Genomic DNA, 14976 nt, shown 5'->3' with positions numbered 1-14976 from the left:
CAAATCACAGTCGGCGGCTGTGCCGCTCTTGCCGCGTATCCACGCGCACTGCTGTGCGCCGGCTCGCGTGTCTCCATACTCTTGCAGCCATTGATGACACCGGAAGGTATCGCCTTGAATTGATCCCGTAGGTGCAACTCCGTATGCGCCGACAGACAAAAAGGACTATATATGCAAAGAAAACACAAGAAAAATTAATTTTTCTGCCGATTCGATAAGCATTTGCTTATAGGTTTTCTCTCGTTCACTGGCGGCGCCAATGGTGCCGCTTGCTGAAACGAAGGAATTTTTCTCTGTCTGGCAAGTCTGTCAATCGTTCCCCTCGTGCAGGCAGTCCTTAACCATAAGGAAGAAATTCTTGGGCGCCACCACTGAAGCGATCCCTGCCTTGCCGGCGGCCTCCCGCTGGCGCTACCTCGATACCGGGGCGACCCGCGACTTGCGCATCGACTTCATGCGCGGGCTGGTTTTCGTCCTGCTGTTTACCGCGCACTTCCGCTACTTTTCGTGGTTTTCCCTGGTCGCCTGGGAGCGGGTCGGTGTCGTGTCGTCGGCGGAGACCTTCATCATCCTCGCGGGCGTCGTTACCGGCGCGGTGTATGGCAAGAAGTTGAAGTCGGAAGGACTGGGGCCGTGCACGATCAAGCTGTTCAGCCGCGCATGGACGCTCTACAAGATCGCCGTGATCGTCGGCGCGGCGATCGCGCTGCTGCGGCTGGTTCCATGGATTGCCACCGAGTCCGTTACCCACTTCACCGACCCGGTCACACGGCGTGAATACTCGTTGTATCCACCGGTGGAACAAGGCCTGCTCACCTTCTACCATGTGCTCTTCCTGAAGACCGGACCGGACCAGTTCCAGGTGATCGGCCTGTATGTCGTGCTGTTCCTGCTCACGCCGCCGGTTTTCTGGGCGCTGGAACGCAACAAGCCCGGCGCCCTGCTGACCCTGAGCTGGGCTGCCTACCTGATCAATTACTTCGCCCCCGAAAGCGAACCGGGGACGGCCGCCATCCGCCTGAGCGGCGCGCAATTCGAATTTGCGTTTCCCCTGCTTGCCTGGCAATTGCCGTTTGTGAACGGCATCGTTGTGGGCTACTACAAGAAGCAGATCGTCCGGTTCTTCCGGACGCGCGCAGGCAAAGTGCTCGTCGCCCTCTGTATCGTGCTCTCCATGCTGCTGGCCCTCTTCTCGCTCAACCACCCGCTTCCCGAGCTGCCGGACTGGGCAAGGCTATCCTTCATCCAGCCCGAAACCTTTCAATGGTGGTATGACAAGTTTTTCCTGAAATACAAGCTCGGCCCGGGACGCCTGCTGAACAACCTCGTCCTGCTCGTCACCGTGTATGCCCTGCTCACCGTGGCATGGCAACCGATCAACCGAGCGTTGGGATGGTTCTTCATCCCTCTCGGGCAGGAATCCATGTATGTCTTTTTCGTCCACGTTTTCCTGGTCCTCGCGGTTGCCAACTCGCCGCTGCCCGCAATGAACAGCGCGATGGTGAACACGGCCATCCACGCCGGTGCGCTGCTGTTGTGCTGGGCGATGGTAAAGAAACGCCTCTTCTTCCCCTGGATCCCCCATTGATGTCGCGTCGAAGCGACAAATACATTTCGTTACTGCATTGTTGACCTGTGTTACTCCTGCCCACCGCATGTAGTGGTAATGTTTCCGTATGGAAATTAGTTTCCGGTATTTCTACCGGAGGCGGAAACACAGAGGTCCGACATGAAGTTCAGGAAGCTGGCCGGTGCGCTGCTCTGTGCGGCAGGACTGGCAGTGGGTAGCAACGTGGGCGCACAGGTGACGCAGGTCTTTTACGACGACTTCAGCAACAAGGGGAAGCTGGGCGCTGCCTGGGACATTGCGTCCTGGGTGAATGGCCACCCGTTCGGCTGCACCTTCTCTGAACAGGACGTGAGCAAGTCCAAGGGCATGCTCACGCTGAGCTTTAGCGGCAGCTCTGGCAAATGCGCGGAAGTGCGCACGAAGCAGTTCTGGCGCTACGGCACTTTCATCGTGGACATGAAACCGTCCGACGTGAAAGGCACGATTAGTTCCTTCTTCCTTTATGACGGCAAGGCCGGGACCGAAAGCCATTTCGAAATCGACATCGAATTCATCGGCGGCACGACGCTGCTGCACACCAATTACTGGATCGGCGGCCGGCAGGATCCCCTCGACGTCGACCTGACCACGCTCGGCATCAATCCCGCCTCCGCCCTGCGCCGCTACAGCTTCGTCTGGCAGCCCGACTCCATCGCGTGGCACGTCATGAACGATGCGGGACAGTGGGTAGAGATCCGCCGCGTGTATGTGGCGCTGGCCGCACCAATGAAGCTGATGATGAACGCCTGGTATGGCGACAACACCGGCTCGGCGATCTACTTTCCCGGCTACTACGACGGCACGCCGGGCAAGGCGGAATACAGCTCGGTCTGGATCGGCCAGTAAGCCTATTGGCCAAGACTGCCGCGGCGCCTTTGCTGCGGCTTGCACACCGGCCGCTCGGCCGGAAGGCACGTTCCTGGTCGATCGAAGACATCCGCCAGCCGGCGATCGAAGTATCCCGCCGGCGTTTCCTCCGGATGCAGCCGTCCGCGCACCTTGAACAGCAGAGTTTCCAGCACCATCGCATTCGTCGACAGTGAAATGCTCTCCAGCGCCCCGCCGCTGTGCTCGAGCCGCCCTTCATACCATCCGCGGTTGGGCTGGTGCAGCGCCTCGACTGCCTGCAGCAGCCTGTCGGTGTACTCGCCCGGCCACAGTACCCACATGCCGAACGCGGCGCGGGTCGAGACCAGCGCCAGCTTCTCCTGCTCCTTGCCGTCCGGCCCGGCGGTGCTCCATGGCACGCCCGCGTTGTAGATCGCATCCGTCACTGCGTACGGCGCCTCGCGCACCTGGTAGTCGGTTCTTGCAGTAAGCACGCCCTGCTTGCGGTAGCGCGTCTCCTGCACCGCATACACCTGCTGCGCGATCCGGCGCAGGTCAACCCTTTCGCCCGCGCTTGCCACACTTCTGCCCGGATAGCGCCAGCCGTACTCCATCCCTAGGAGGACATGGGGCATGGTCAGCACAGGCGCCTGCGCGCCGGTCTCGCGCGGATCGCGCGGATCGAAGGGCACGGGAGCCCCGAGGATGGTCACGCTCGCCAGCTTCGGCGGGCTCCAGATTCGCGACGCGTCGAATCCCCAGGCAGAAAACCCTGCGGCGGCGGCCTGCTCATACCCGAACCTGCCCTCCTGGTAGCGATGGCGCTGCCCCTTGGCGCGCGAGGTGCCGAACATCGTCCCGCAGTCGTCGATCACCTGGCAGAAATTCCAGCGCAGGACAGCCTTGTCGAGATACTCGCGGTACTGCGGGTAACGCGCGCCGACGATCTTCATCCAGGTCAGGAGGCGGCCGGTTTCCACGGCCGACCAGCCGATGTCCTCGGGCTGGTTGCTGTAGTTGACCATCTTGCCGGTGACGCTGTTGTACAGCTTGTTCGGCACGCTGCCTTCCGACAGGTCCATCGTATTCAGGAACTTGAGCACGCGCGACATGCGTTCATCGAATTCGCGCAGCTCGATCAGGCCGAGGTCGCGCGCCGCTGACAGCGCGGCCATGTAATCGGCGACATGCCACATCGAGAAGGCCGGATAGCGGTCGAAGCCGTTGACCAGGCCGTTCTCCGGATTGGTGTTGTTCTCGAAATAACGCCATGCGACCTTCGCCCATTGCATTTCCTGCTCGGTCAGGCGGCCGTAGCGCCCGACGTCGCCGACATGGCGGCTGTAATCGATAGCGCGATTGGCCTGGCGCACGACGATGCCGCATCCGGGCAGGGCCAGCGCGGCGACCAGCGCCAGGGCGACGGGGAGCACGCGTGCCCCCGTCCGATGCGTCCGGCGGCTCAGCACGCCGGCCGTCCGCTTTCCGCGCCGTCGGACGAACAGGCTTCCCCCGCCCTGCGGAAATTGAAGCGCGTGAGCGCATTGGTGCCGTAGGGCTCGTTCATCGATTTTTCCCACAGCCCCGGCTTGCCCTGGCCCCAGCGCAGCAGCTTGCCCTGCGCCTTGTAGAGCAGCGATTCGAGCATGATGCCGTTGTTGTTGGCAGTGAAGGTCTTGATCGGCCCTTTTCCGTTTTCCAGGATGCCTTCGAAATAGCCCTTTGCAGGGTCGTAGGTGTTGACGATTTTCTGGAACAGCAGGTCGGTGTATTCCGATTTCCACAGCACCCACATGCCGAGCGCCGCCTTCAGCGAGACGGCGGCGAATTGCGGCACGTGCTTGCCGGTATCCGTGATCGTGTTCCAGGCAAAGCCGTCGGTGTAGACGGTGTCGTAGACGAAGTACGGCTCCTGGTCGAGCTGGTGTTCCGAGCGCGCGGTCACGATGCCGGTGTCGCGGTGGCGATTTTCCTGCGCCTGGTAGACGCGGTGCGCGAATTCCTCCATCCATTCGTGGCTGTGGCGGCGATCGCTGGTGTCGCGATCCTGCGCAAGGTCCCAGTTGAACTCGACGCCGTCGAGCACATAGCTCTCGGACACCACATAATTGTGCTGGTGCGTCTTGCGCGGATCGCGCGAATCGAACGGCACGTCCACACAATGCGCCGTGATGATTTCGTAAGGCTCGGGCTTCGATGCGAGCTCGGTGCCGATGCCCCACAGCTCGAACCCCTTGGCTGCATATTCCTCATAGCCGAGGCGGCCTTCCTGCACGTACTCCACCTTCTTCTGTTCGTTCAGGCGGGCGCCGAACAGCGTGCCGGTCTTGTCCACGATGTTGTCGAACTTCCAGCGCAGCACGAAGCGGTCGATGCCCTCGGCGTGTTCCGGATAGCGCTCCTTCACGATTTTCAGCCAGATCAGCAGCCGGCCCAGGTCGATGGCGGAAAAGCCGATTTCGCCGGGCTTGTTGGTGTAGTCCACCTTCTCCACCGTCTTGGCGTGATAAACCTTGTTGGGCAGCTCGTCGCGGAAGAAGGCCATGCGGTTGAAGGTCTGGATCACGGCAGCAAGGCGGTCGTGCGCCTCCTTGCGCGGAATGATGCCGAGCTCGACGGCGGAGACGATGGCGGCGATGTAGGAAGCGGTGTCCCACATGGTCGTCGACGGATAGCCGTCCACCGCATTCACCAGGCCGGATTCCTTGTGCAGGTTGTTCTCGAAATACTTCCAGGCGACGCGTGCCATCGTCATTTCCGCTTCGGTCAGTGCACCGTTGCGCTGGCTGTAGCGGGCGGCAGGAAGTTCGGGACCGGAACAGGCCGCGGCTGTTGCCACGCCATATGCGCAGAAAAGCATCGCGGCGATCGCCATCCTCGCACGAGCACCCATCATGGCTTTTCCTCCTGTCTGTAGTTCACCAGGCGGCCGCTGGCGATGAAGGCGAGGCTTTCCAGCACGACGGCGTTGGTATTGGCCGTGATTGCCTTGTTCGGCGCGCCGCCCTCTTCGTACATGCCGGCGTACCAGCCGCGCTCCGGATCGAACAGCTTCGCCGCGGCCCCCACCAGTTTTGCCGTGTAGTCTGACCGGTACAGCGCGTGCCAGCCGAAGGCGGCCTTCACGCTCAGACTGCGCAGCTTCGAGGCATCCTCTCCCTTCTCGGTCAGCGTGTTCCACGCCTTGCCGTTGCTGTAGACGGTGTTGTAGACGAAGTACGGCGCCCGGTCGATGTGGTCTTCGGTCACGGCCGTCAGCGTACCGGTGCGACGGTACCGCTCTTCCTGCGCGCGGTAGACACGCCACGCGAATTCGCGCGAGACGCGATCCCAGCCGAACTCGAGGCCATCGAGCACATAGGGTTCGCTCACCACGTAGTTATGCCCGCCGGTGGCGCGCGCATCGCGGCGGTCGTGCGGAAGCTGGATGCCATACACATCCGCATAGTCGAGCTGCGCACGGTAGTCGAGCGCCTCCGCCACATCAAGTCCGACCAGACTGGCTGCCTTGGCGGCGTATTGCTCATAACCCAGCCTGCCCTCCTGCAGGTGCTGGAACTCGCCGGCATTGACCACGTGGACGCCGAACAGCGCGCCCTCGTGCGTCAGCCGCTGCATGTTCCAGCGCGCAATCACGCGGCGTGCCGATTCGCCATGCGCCGGGTAACTCCAGGCGATGATGTTGAGCGGCACCAGCAGGCGGCTGATGTCGATAGCCGACCAGCCGATGCCGTTGGGCGTGGGCTTGTTGGCATAGTCCACCATCGATAGTGTCGCGGTACTGTAGGATTTGTTCGGCAACGCAGCATCGAACAGCGGCAGGCGGCCCAGCGCGGCCAGTGCTTTTGCCATCCGCGCGTCGAACTCCTTCATCGGGATCAGTTCCAGCCGTGCCGCTGAAATCAGCGCGAGCAGGTAGGACGCCGTATCCCACATGGTCGCCGCCTCGTACTTGTCCACCGAGTTCACCAGCCCGGTCTCGGGATGGGTGTTGTTGTCGAAATATTTCCACGCGACCTGCGCCCACTCGCGCTCGCGCGCATCCAGCGGCCGGGGCTCGGGCAATGCCGGAATACCCTGGCTATAAGTAATGGTGCGCGGCACGTTACCGGGTCCCCAATTGCGTCCCTGTGCGAGCACTGCCGCATCCTGCCCTGGCGGTGCGACGCTGTGCTTTTCCACCCACATGACCAGGCCGAAGCCTACCAGCAGGGCGATGATGAAAACGATGTTGCTCCGGGCGCGCAGCAGGTTCTCGTTGTTCATCTTGCCCCCGCCGCTTCCAGTGCCACGGCCGGAGACACCCCGGATTCCTCCGGCGGGGTCCATTGCGCTGCCCGGATCATGGGCAGCATGACGAGGATATTGTTCAGTCCCCAAGCCGTGTTGACGATCCAGCTCTGCAATTCCTGCGTCTGCCCGAGCGCAAACACCACGTAGGAGCCATACACGATGCCGGCGATGGTCAGCGCGACCACAGCCATCTGCGGGATCACCAGCGCGAGGAAATTGCCTTCCTGCCGCTCCTTCGGGGTGACCGGGAACTTGATCTTTTCGCCCTTGAGCACCGTCCATAGCGCCCGGAAATTGATCGAGAAGAACGACAGGTAAGAAGACTTCCCTTCCCACGAGCGCGCGCCCCACATGCCGAACATGAAGGCCAGTTCAGTTGTCAGCAGGAAGGGAATCGAATGCAGGTAGAACGAGGTCGAGTAAGCGGACAACGGCGGAATGCCGGTGAACAGGTAGATGATGGGCGCGGCGATGAACACCACATTCCACAGGCAGCCGAAATACGACCAGAAAGTCGACAGGTACATCGCCCGTTGCGCCCAGCTCATTCGGCCGCGGAACAAGGGATTGTCGCGAAAGCAGATGTCCAGCGTGCCGCCCGCATACTTGAACCGCTGGATCACCCAGGAAAGCAGGTCTTGCGGCGACAACATCTTCGACTCCACCTCCGGATGCAGCACCGACTTCCAGCGCCGTGCCTCGTCGTTGTGCAGGACGATGGAGGTATAGATATCTTCGGAAACGTGGAATTTGTAGGGCGTAAACTCGGTTTCCAGGATCATCTGCCGGCGCATCTCATCGCTGAAATCCTGCCGCAGCGCGGCGTCCTGGATGTCCGACGCGTAGCGCTGGACTTCCCGGTCCACGGTCAGCGCGAAGGCGCGCAAGGCCGCCTGCATCACCGCTTCCCGCCGATGGATGGAACCCGCACCGCAGCAGAACGAGGCATTGGCCCAGTTGCGGCGGCGCATGATGATGTCGTAGAACATTTGCGCGTCGCTCACGAACGGGTCCTCGCCAATGCGCACCGGCCCGACGACACGCTCCACGCATTTGCCCAGCAGCCGTCCGGCACGGCCGCCGCGCTTGCCGAGGATCTCCGGCAGCCGCTCGCCTTCGGGAATGTCGTAGAACCACTGCGGCGTCTGCACCCATGCCACGTCGACGTCGCGGAAATAGCCGAGCGTATGCTCGAGGAAGGTCGGAAACAGGCGCGTATCCGCATCGCAGATCACGATGAAGTCGCCGCTCGTATGCTCCATCGCATTGCGCAAGTTACCCGCCTTGAAACCGATGTTGCTCGCTCGCGTGATGTAGTTGACGCCTTCCTCTTCCGCCACCTGGCGCATGGCCGGGCGCTTGCCGTCGTCCAGCACATGGATGCGGATGTCGATCGGATGCGGATAGCGGACCACCTTCGCGTCGCGGATCGACATGCGCACGAGCTCTTCTTCCTCGTTGTAGGTGGTCAGGAAGATGTCGACGGCAATGCGGCGATGCTCGTCGCCCGGGTTATCCGCGCATTCGCCGATCTCGCGCGGCGGCGGGCGGCGCGGATAATCGCGCACCGTCCACAGGTTGATCGCGAACAGGATGAGTCCGATGTAGGCCAGTGTTTCCGCCACTACAAGCGGAATGGCAAACCACAATGCATCGAAATTGAGCGACTCCATCCATCGCCAGCGGATGTAGTTGGCGCCGAGAATGAGCGCGACGACGACGAGGAACTGCCAAGTCAGTTCGATGGCCGGCGAATGCGGCAACGGTGGTGGCGGCCTGCGGTGTTCGAATTGCCTGAAATAAAAATCCAAGTTCACTCCTGCATTCAATGCCCTTATCCGATCTCCACTTCCGGTGCGCCGAAACGCTTGGCCAGCGTCAGGCGGTTGACGCCATCGCTGGATTCGTATTGCACGGCATCGAATACCGTCCGGATGATGGACAAGCCCATGCCGCCTTCCGGCAGCTGCGAAATATCCGCCGGATCGAAATCGAATTTACCGAGCCCGGCACTGCCCAGCGCCGGCATGGGAATCGGCCGTCCCGCATCGATGATTTCCACGATGGCCGCGTCCGCGGACTGCTCGAAAGAGAGCTCGACTGCTCCCGGCTCCAGTCCGCCATATCCATGCATCACGATATTGGTCAGCGCCTCGACGATCCCGAGTTCGATCGCGTTGCATGCTTCTTCCGGCAGGCTACGCGACATGAAGGCGCGCAATGCCTCCGCGGTCGCGGACACATTGTCCAGCTCCGCAGGCATGGTGAAGCGCACGCGGCGAGTCATTTTGGTCGGCGTACCGGACATGGCGGCTCACCAAGGTCCCTGGCCGTGCTGCACCATTTCGCGCAACACGTCGTGCACCGGATCCGTCACCAGTCCCTTGCGCGCGTCGTCGAGCAGCCATCCGATGTCGGCATCCTCGATGTCGACCACGGCACCGTGCGGATCGATGAGCTTGCCGGCGAACACGATGCGGTCGGAGACCGATGCAACTGACGCTACCCGGGTATAGTCGCCGATGATGCTTTGCCGTACCTGCGCGCCCGGTTCGATCACGCAGTTCGCGCCGATGACTGCCGGCCCCTCGATCACCGCCCCGTCACCGATGGCGGTCGCCGCGCCGATATAGACTGGCCCATTCACCTGAACTTTGTCCCAGTCAGCGCGTATCCCGAGACCCGTCCGGATGCCGGGCCGGATTTCCTCGCCCGGCAGGCGGTATCCGCGCACCTGCCCCGTCAGCGCCAGGCGCGTCGCCTGCCAGAAGTCCGTCACCGAACCGATATCGACCCACTGGAACGGCTGCGCCGTCGCAAACACCGGCGCACCTTCGTCGGCCAGTGTCGGGAAGAGCTGTCCGCCGATGTCGTACTCCTGCCCCGGGGGAATGGTGTCAAACACCTTGGGCTCGAAGATGTAGATGCCGGTGTTGGCATCGGTCGATGCCGCATGCGCCGGCGCGGGCTTTTCCTGGAAGCGCAGCACGCGCCCGTCCTTGTCCGTGACGACGACGCCGTACTTGCTGACCTCTTCCAGCGGCACGGTCTTGGTGACGATGGTCGCCAGTGCCTTGCGGGAGCGATGGAAATCCAGCACCGCCGTCAGGTCCACGTCGATCAGGGCATCGCCGCACAGCACGGCAAAGGTGTCATCGAAGAATCCGCAGAAATCCTGGATCCTGCGCATGCCGCCCGCGGAACCGATGGGACGGTCGACGAACTGCCCGTTCTCCAGTTCGCCTTCATACGAATAGGCAATCTGCACGCCGAAGCGCTCGCCGTCGCGGAAATAGTTCTCAATGGCGGACGATAGATAACTGGTGTTGATGAAGATCTTGTCGAAGCCGTGCGCGGCAAGGTGCTCGATGATGGATTCCATCACCGGCTTGCGCACCAGCGGAATCATCGGCTTGGGAACGACATTGGTCAGCGGCCGGACGCGCGTTCCCTTCCCGGCAGCCAGGATCATGGCTTTCACGGTCAGGCCTTCAGCATGCCAATGGCTTCCGCCGGTGCCGACGCAATGGCAAACACCCGGTCCATGCGTGTGAGCTTGAACAGGCTGAGGACGGCTCCGGTCACATTGCACACTGCCAGCCTGCCGCCCGCGCCGAGCGCCTTCAGAATGGACACCATTGCACCAAGTCCGCTCGAGTCCATGAACTGCACATCCGCGAGGTCAAGCACCAGCGCCTTCTCGCCCGACTCCACCACTTGCTGCACCTCCTGCTTGAATGCCAGCGCAACGGACGCGTCGAGCCGCTTCACCTGCGGGCGGACAATGGCGATGTCGTTCTCCTTGCTCACATCGATGATTTCCATGTGCTTCCTCTTTCTGTTCTTGTCTACCGATTGTTGACCGTCTTTCCATGCATAAGTTTGGGCAAGCGGATCTACCAGCTCTTCGACCAGGAAATCGAAACGCTGCCGCGACGAAACCCGCCCTGCCCGCTATTGCGGTCGCGCCACGGAAAGCGGTTGCCCGCGTAGTTGTTGTACTGGATCGTGATCGTGCCCGGCCGCCAGTCGAAATAGCCGAAGCCATAGGTGAAATCGGGATCCCAGGGCTGCTGCTGACTGCGGTCAACGTAACGGAAGGCGGTCAGGTTCGCGTACAAGTTGTTCGGAAGCATGTAGCGGCAGCCGAGCGAAACGCTGCGTTTGTACTTCTTAATGGACAGGGTGCGCAGGTCGGTATAGCGCGGCGTCACGTTGGCGTTCACGCTGCAGCTGACTTCATCCTTTTCGTCGATCTTGAAGATGGGATCGAGCGCTTCGTGCATGCGGAATTTGTAGCCGAGGGACCAGTTCCCCTGGCGGAAGCGGCTGTGGGTTTCGCCGGCGCCCGGGTCGAGGCGGTTGCCGGAATAGTTGCCGTAGACGAGGCTGAAGGTATTCGGATGCCAGTCGTCGTAGCCGAAGGTGTAGGTGAAGTCCGGATTCCACGGCTGCTGGCGGTCGGAATACAGGTAACGGTAGAAGGTGATACCGGCAAACCAGTACGACGCCGGAGTGATGCGCAGCTCGGCCTGCAAGGTTGGCGACACTGCCGGCGTGCCTTGTGTGCCTGCGCCGACAGCGCCGGCCGCATTGGTACGCAGCGGATAGTCGAAACCGAGGCGCAACCTGGCCTTGGGTGCCGCCTCTTCCGACGTTGTCGTCGCGGGGCGCGGCATGGAAGTGTCGTTCCAATCCTGCGCGAAAGCCGTCAGCGGCAGCATGCAAGGCGCGATGAATGCAAACAGGCCCCGGGCATTGCACATCGTCATGTCGTTTCCGTTATCGTCCTCCTGACGCTTGCCTGACACGTTTCGGTGCGTGTTGGTTCGGAAGACCATATTCGACCGTGAGGAAAGTCACATCGTCCTCGAAGCTGTCATTGCCGCCACGCCATTCTTCCAGCGCGCTGTCCAGCGCTTCGCGCACGGCGTGCAGCGGCGCGCCGGGATTTTGCGTCAGGAGGCGTTCCAGGCGTTCCCGGCCGAACATTTCCTCGCTCGCATTCGGGCATTCGGTCACGCCGTCTGAATACAGGTAAAGACGCGATCCCGGCGTCATGCGCACGACGTTCGCTTCGTATTCCACATGGTCCAGGATGCCAATGGGAAGGCCGCCTTCGCCGACCGCTTGCAGCGACTGCTCCCCGGGCTTGCTCAGCAAGGGCGGCGGATGTCCGGCCTGCACTAGCGCGGTTTCGCCGGTATGCGTATCGAGGATGCCGAAAATCAAGGTGAGGTAAAGGCTGCTTTCGTTCATCGCGGCAAAACGCTGGTTGAACTCCTGCACGACGAACGAGGCGGCGGAGGCAATGTCGCCATCGAGGCGGTGGATGAGCGCGCGCGTCTCGGAGCGAGCGGAAAACATCTGGCGCTGCGCCGCGAAGGCCAGCAGTGCGGCCGAGACGCCATGCCCCGACACGTCGATGACATGGAAACAGAGGTGGCGTTCGTCCAGCGGAAAATAATCGAAGATGTCGCCGCCGATATAACTGGATGCACGAAACAGCCAGTCGAAGCAGACGTCGCCGATGTGCTTGGGGCTGGGTAGGAAGCGCAATTGCATTTCGCGCGCGATTGCCAGCTCGTCGCTGAGCTGGCGGTACGCATGGCTCATTTCCTGGTGATGGCGCTCGAGGTTGGCATGCAGCTCGGCCTTGACCTGGTCGAGCTTCTTGCGCTCCGAGATGTCGTGGCCGATCAGGACGACCTTGGCCCCGTGCCCTGTCACAAGCCGCTGCAGGCGAAGCTCGACGACACGCTCCGGTTCGCCATTTTCCGCCGCATTGCCGCGCGGCAGTTCCAGCCGAATGCTGTTAGCTGTCCCGGACTGGAAGGAATCGATCAGCTGACGGTGCTGGTCGTTGCCGTCCGTCTGGGCGATGTCGGACAGGCGCATGCCTGCCAGGCTTCCCTCCGGGAGATAGGCTTTGTGGGCGGCGAGGTTGGCGTAGGTGCAGGCGAACGTCAATGGATCGGCCAGCATGATTTCATCGTCGAGCTGGTCCAGCACTTGCCCGAGCACGGCCAGGCGCGCCTCCTTCTTGCGTGCGGAAAACAAGGCCTTGAGCACATGCGACAACTGCTTCAGGGATTCAAGCTGTGCTTCGCTTAATGCCGTCGGGCGGTCTGACAGCACGCACAGGGTGCCCAGCTTGTAGCCCTCCTCGCTGGCGAGGGGCATGCCGGCGTAGACCCGGATCGACAGCTCGCCGGTGACAAACGGATTGTCATGGAAACGCTCGTCCGCCAGCGCATCGGGCACGTAGAACACTTCATCATGGACAATCGCGTGTCCGCAGAAGCTGATGTCGCGCGGTGTTTCACGGGGCCCCTGCATCCCATGCACCGCCTTGAACCACTGGCGTTTGCTGTCCACCAGCGAAATCATTGCGTAGGGAACGTTGCATATGCGTGCGGCAAGGGAGGCGATTTCGTCGAATACGGCTTCGAAGGGCGTGTCGAGCAGCTGGTAGCTGTCGAGGTTCTGGAGGCGCTGTGCTTCGTCGGGCGGGATCGGTGCGGTTACCATGGATCAACAGAAAGATGACTCTCCCATATGACCCGGGCGGCAAAACTTGGTTCTTGGGAAGAGTCAGGCGAACGATTCAGTGAGGGCGCGGAAAGCGCGGCAGTAGCGGTCGGCGAGATCCGCCGCCTTTTGTTCCAGCAATAACGGATCGGCTGCGAGCGCGGCTTGGACGCCGTCGACGATGCCTGGCATTCCGATCGCTCCCGGCATGCCGTCGTCCCAGGTGGATGCATAAGCGCCCTGCTTGCTCCGCTCACCGCGTTGATTCATGCGAAGCAGGCTCACGCGGGGCAGGCCGAATGCCATTGCCACGATGCGGCCATGCAGGCTGCCGCCAAGGTAGCAGCGGCTGGCGGCAATGAGGGCGCAGATATCCCACAGGTCGAGCGAGGTGAATATGCGCGCGCCACGGCGCATGCGGGCGACGGTCCGTTCGAAGCAGGCGATGTCGTCATGCCAGGGCGCGGCGCCGGCGCGGAAGAAGACGATCCCGAGTCCCGTGTCATCGGCAAGTGCATCCAGCCGATCGGCCATCTCCGACAGCGTCGCGTCATCACCGAAGTCGGCACTGAACTGCACGGCGACGTACCCTTGGGGGAATGCCTTGCGCATGCGCGCAGTCTCGCCCTCGCCGCTCCGCCTGCGGATTCCCTCGCCGAACACTTGCTCCATCAGGACAGCGGGATCGGGCATGAGCAGGGTGCGCACCCCGGCGGCATGCAGGAGTGCCTGCGTAACGGTATCGCGGACGCCGACTGCATCAGCGTTGCGCAACTTTTCCAGCACCTCGTCGCGGAATGCCTGGTCCCATCCATCGAGATCCACGCCGCCCACTGCGTTGAAGACCACGCATTTCGCTCGTGGAAACAGGGCGCGATTGACGGTGTAGGGCGCCAGCGCGGCAATGCCTGTCCTTTGCCGCGCCCATTCGCGGGCATCGCGCGGGCGTTCATCGAAGCGCAGGATGGTGTCCAGCGCTTCCTCCGGAGGCAAGGTCATCACCGCGGCCTGCCATATGTCGCAGGCAAGCAGTTCGCCGCCGACGTGGAGGATGTTGACCGGCTGGTCGCGCAAGCGCGCGGCGAGGTCGGCAAGCGCCTCGACGCGATGTCCGCCGAAGGTACGCAGGTCGCGTGCGGCCACGCCGGCAAGGACGGGATGTGCCGGCGAAAGCAAGGCAAGGGCAATGTGCGGAAACAGCAGGTCGCCGAAGTTGTGGCGGTCGAATGCGCCAAACAGGATGGTGGGAACGGCGTCGGATGCTGCTGGAATCACGAAGGCCATGATATACCCGCCTCCTGTCACGAGGATGGCCGCTGTCGCGGAGGTCGGCGCAGGAAAGCCGGGAGAAAAGCGCGCAGGCGGCGCTGCAGGCGCAGCAGTCGCCGTTGATGTAGCCGCTGGAGGCGATGGCGGTAAGGCATGGCGGCGCTCAGCGCGCGGCTAGCGGTGTACAGGGAGCGCCTTCGCTGCATCCTGGCCACCAGCGTTCGACATACGTTTCCGGATGCAGCCGCGTGTCGGCGCCATTGTTCGCTTGCGGCGAGACACCGGGATCGCCGCCGCCCCCGCCGCAGGCAGCGATGGCGACCGCCAGCGGCAACGCAATGGTGCATGCCTTCACGCTTTGCGATGTAACCATGGCGGCCTCCTGCGGTTGGATCAGGATGAGTCTACCGTTGTGCAATTGATAACCTTTGAGCAGGCGCAATCGC

General features: G+C 62.2%; 13 protein-coding genes. 2 read left to right on the top strand and 11 right to left on the bottom strand.

What is annotated here, in order from left to right; translation table 11 throughout:
- The first annotated feature begins 358 nt into the window (after positions 1-358).
- On the top strand, positions 359-1588 hold the full coding sequence (gene opgC, locus ACNOHI_RS03590; protein ID WP_420473280.1) for an OpgC domain-containing protein: 1230 nt from the start codon (positions 359-361) through the stop codon (positions 1586-1588).
- Between the two features lie 141 nt (positions 1589-1729).
- Complete coding sequence (locus tag ACNOHI_RS03585) at positions 1730-2455, top strand: family 16 glycosylhydrolase (RefSeq protein WP_420473279.1); 726 nt, start codon at positions 1730-1732, stop codon at positions 2453-2455.
- A 2-nt stretch (positions 2456-2457) separates the two neighbouring features.
- On the opposite strand, the gene ACNOHI_RS03580 is transcribed toward ACNOHI_RS03585, so the two are convergent.
- From ACNOHI_RS03580 to ACNOHI_RS03530, 11 genes are all read right to left on the bottom strand, one after another.
- Positions 2458-3906 (bottom strand): DUF3131 domain-containing protein, encoded by a 1449-nt coding sequence (locus ACNOHI_RS03580; RefSeq protein ID WP_420473278.1) that lies wholly within the window; start codon positions 3904-3906, stop codon positions 2458-2460.
- Entirely contained in the window at positions 3900-5333 is a 1434-nt protein-coding gene (locus ACNOHI_RS03575; RefSeq protein ID WP_420473277.1) for a DUF3131 domain-containing protein, read from the bottom strand. Before ACNOHI_RS03575 ends, ACNOHI_RS03580 begins: the two co-directional genes overlap by 7 nt.
- Positions 5330-6703 (bottom strand): DUF3131 domain-containing protein, encoded by a 1374-nt coding sequence (locus ACNOHI_RS03570; RefSeq protein ID WP_420473276.1) that lies wholly within the window; start codon positions 6701-6703, stop codon positions 5330-5332. Before ACNOHI_RS03570 ends, ACNOHI_RS03575 begins: the two co-directional genes overlap by 4 nt.
- Positions 6700-8541, bottom strand: coding sequence for a glycosyltransferase (locus tag ACNOHI_RS03565; protein WP_420473275.1), 1842 nt, complete (start codon positions 8539-8541; stop codon positions 6700-6702). The genes ACNOHI_RS03570 and ACNOHI_RS03565 overlap by 4 nt, the downstream gene beginning before the upstream one ends.
- A 23-nt stretch (positions 8542-8564) precedes the next feature.
- Entirely contained in the window at positions 8565-9038 is a 474-nt protein-coding gene (locus ACNOHI_RS03560; RefSeq protein WP_420473274.1) for an ATP-binding protein, read from the bottom strand.
- 6 nt (positions 9039-9044) lie between these two features.
- The gene (locus ACNOHI_RS03555; protein ID WP_420473807.1) at positions 9045-10202 is read right to left on the bottom strand and encodes a sugar phosphate nucleotidyltransferase; all 1158 of its coding nucleotides are present in this window, start codon (positions 10200-10202) and stop codon (positions 9045-9047) included.
- Positions 10203-10213: 11 nt separating this feature from the next.
- Positions 10214-10555 (bottom strand): STAS domain-containing protein, encoded by a 342-nt coding sequence (locus ACNOHI_RS03550; RefSeq protein WP_420473273.1) that lies wholly within the window; start codon positions 10553-10555, stop codon positions 10214-10216.
- A 71-nt stretch (positions 10556-10626) separates the two neighbouring features.
- The gene (locus ACNOHI_RS03545) at positions 10627-11502 is read right to left on the bottom strand and encodes a hypothetical protein (protein WP_420473272.1); all 876 of its coding nucleotides are present in this window, start codon (positions 11500-11502) and stop codon (positions 10627-10629) included.
- Between the two features lie 10 nt (positions 11503-11512).
- Positions 11513-13261, bottom strand: coding sequence for a SpoIIE family protein phosphatase (locus ACNOHI_RS03540; protein WP_420473271.1), 1749 nt, complete (start codon positions 13259-13261; stop codon positions 11513-11515).
- 63 nt (positions 13262-13324) lie between these two features.
- The gene (locus ACNOHI_RS03535; protein WP_420473270.1) at positions 13325-14545 is read right to left on the bottom strand and encodes a polysaccharide pyruvyl transferase family protein; all 1221 of its coding nucleotides are present in this window, start codon (positions 14543-14545) and stop codon (positions 13325-13327) included.
- Positions 14546-14693: 148 nt separating this feature from the next.
- A complete protein-coding gene (locus ACNOHI_RS03530) occupies positions 14694-14903 on the bottom strand; it encodes a hypothetical protein (RefSeq protein ID WP_420473269.1) in 210 nt (69 codons plus the stop codon).
- Positions 14904-14976 lie beyond the last annotated feature (73 nt).

It is taken from the genome of Noviherbaspirillum sp. ST9 (assembly GCF_048799745.1).
Lineage (GTDB): Bacteria > Pseudomonadota > Gammaproteobacteria > Burkholderiales > Burkholderiaceae_D > Noviherbaspirillum.
The sequence above is the reverse complement of the archived record's forward strand: the minus strand, read 5'-3'. Positions and strand labels throughout refer to the sequence as shown.

What these genes read in the sequence shown, in the direction of transcription:
- ACNOHI_RS03585 (WP_420473279.1), top strand. Translation starts at nt 1,730, where the DNA reads ATGAAGTTCAGGAAGCTGGCCGGTGCGCTGCTCTGTGCGGCAGGACTG.
- ACNOHI_RS03575 (WP_420473277.1), bottom strand. Translation starts at nt 5,333, where the DNA reads ATGATGGGTGCTCGTGCGAGGATGGCGATCGCCGCGATGCTTTTCTGC.
- ACNOHI_RS03570 (WP_420473276.1), bottom strand. Translation starts at nt 6,703, where the DNA reads ATGAACAACGAGAACCTGCTGCGCGCCCGGAGCAACATCGTTTTCATC.
- ACNOHI_RS03560 (WP_420473274.1), bottom strand. Translation starts at nt 9,038, where the DNA reads ATGTCCGGTACGCCGACCAAAATGACTCGCCGCGTGCGCTTCACCATG.
- ACNOHI_RS03555 (WP_420473807.1), bottom strand. Translation starts at nt 10,202, where the DNA reads ATGATCCTGGCTGCCGGGAAGGGAACGCGCGTCCGGCCGCTGACCAAT.
- ACNOHI_RS03550 (WP_420473273.1), bottom strand. Translation starts at nt 10,555, where the DNA reads ATGGAAATCATCGATGTGAGCAAGGAGAACGACATCGCCATTGTCCGC.
- ACNOHI_RS03545 (WP_420473272.1), bottom strand. Translation starts at nt 11,502, where the DNA reads ATGACGATGTGCAATGCCCGGGGCCTGTTTGCATTCATCGCGCCTTGC.
- ACNOHI_RS03540 (WP_420473271.1), bottom strand. Translation starts at nt 13,261, where the DNA reads ATGGTAACCGCACCGATCCCGCCCGACGAAGCACAGCGCCTCCAGAAC.
- ACNOHI_RS03535 (WP_420473270.1), bottom strand. Translation starts at nt 14,545, where the DNA reads ATGGCCTTCGTGATTCCAGCAGCATCCGACGCCGTTCCCACCATCCTG.
- ACNOHI_RS03530 (WP_420473269.1), bottom strand. Translation starts at nt 14,903, where the DNA reads ATGGTTACATCGCAAAGCGTGAAGGCATGCACCATTGCGTTGCCGCTG.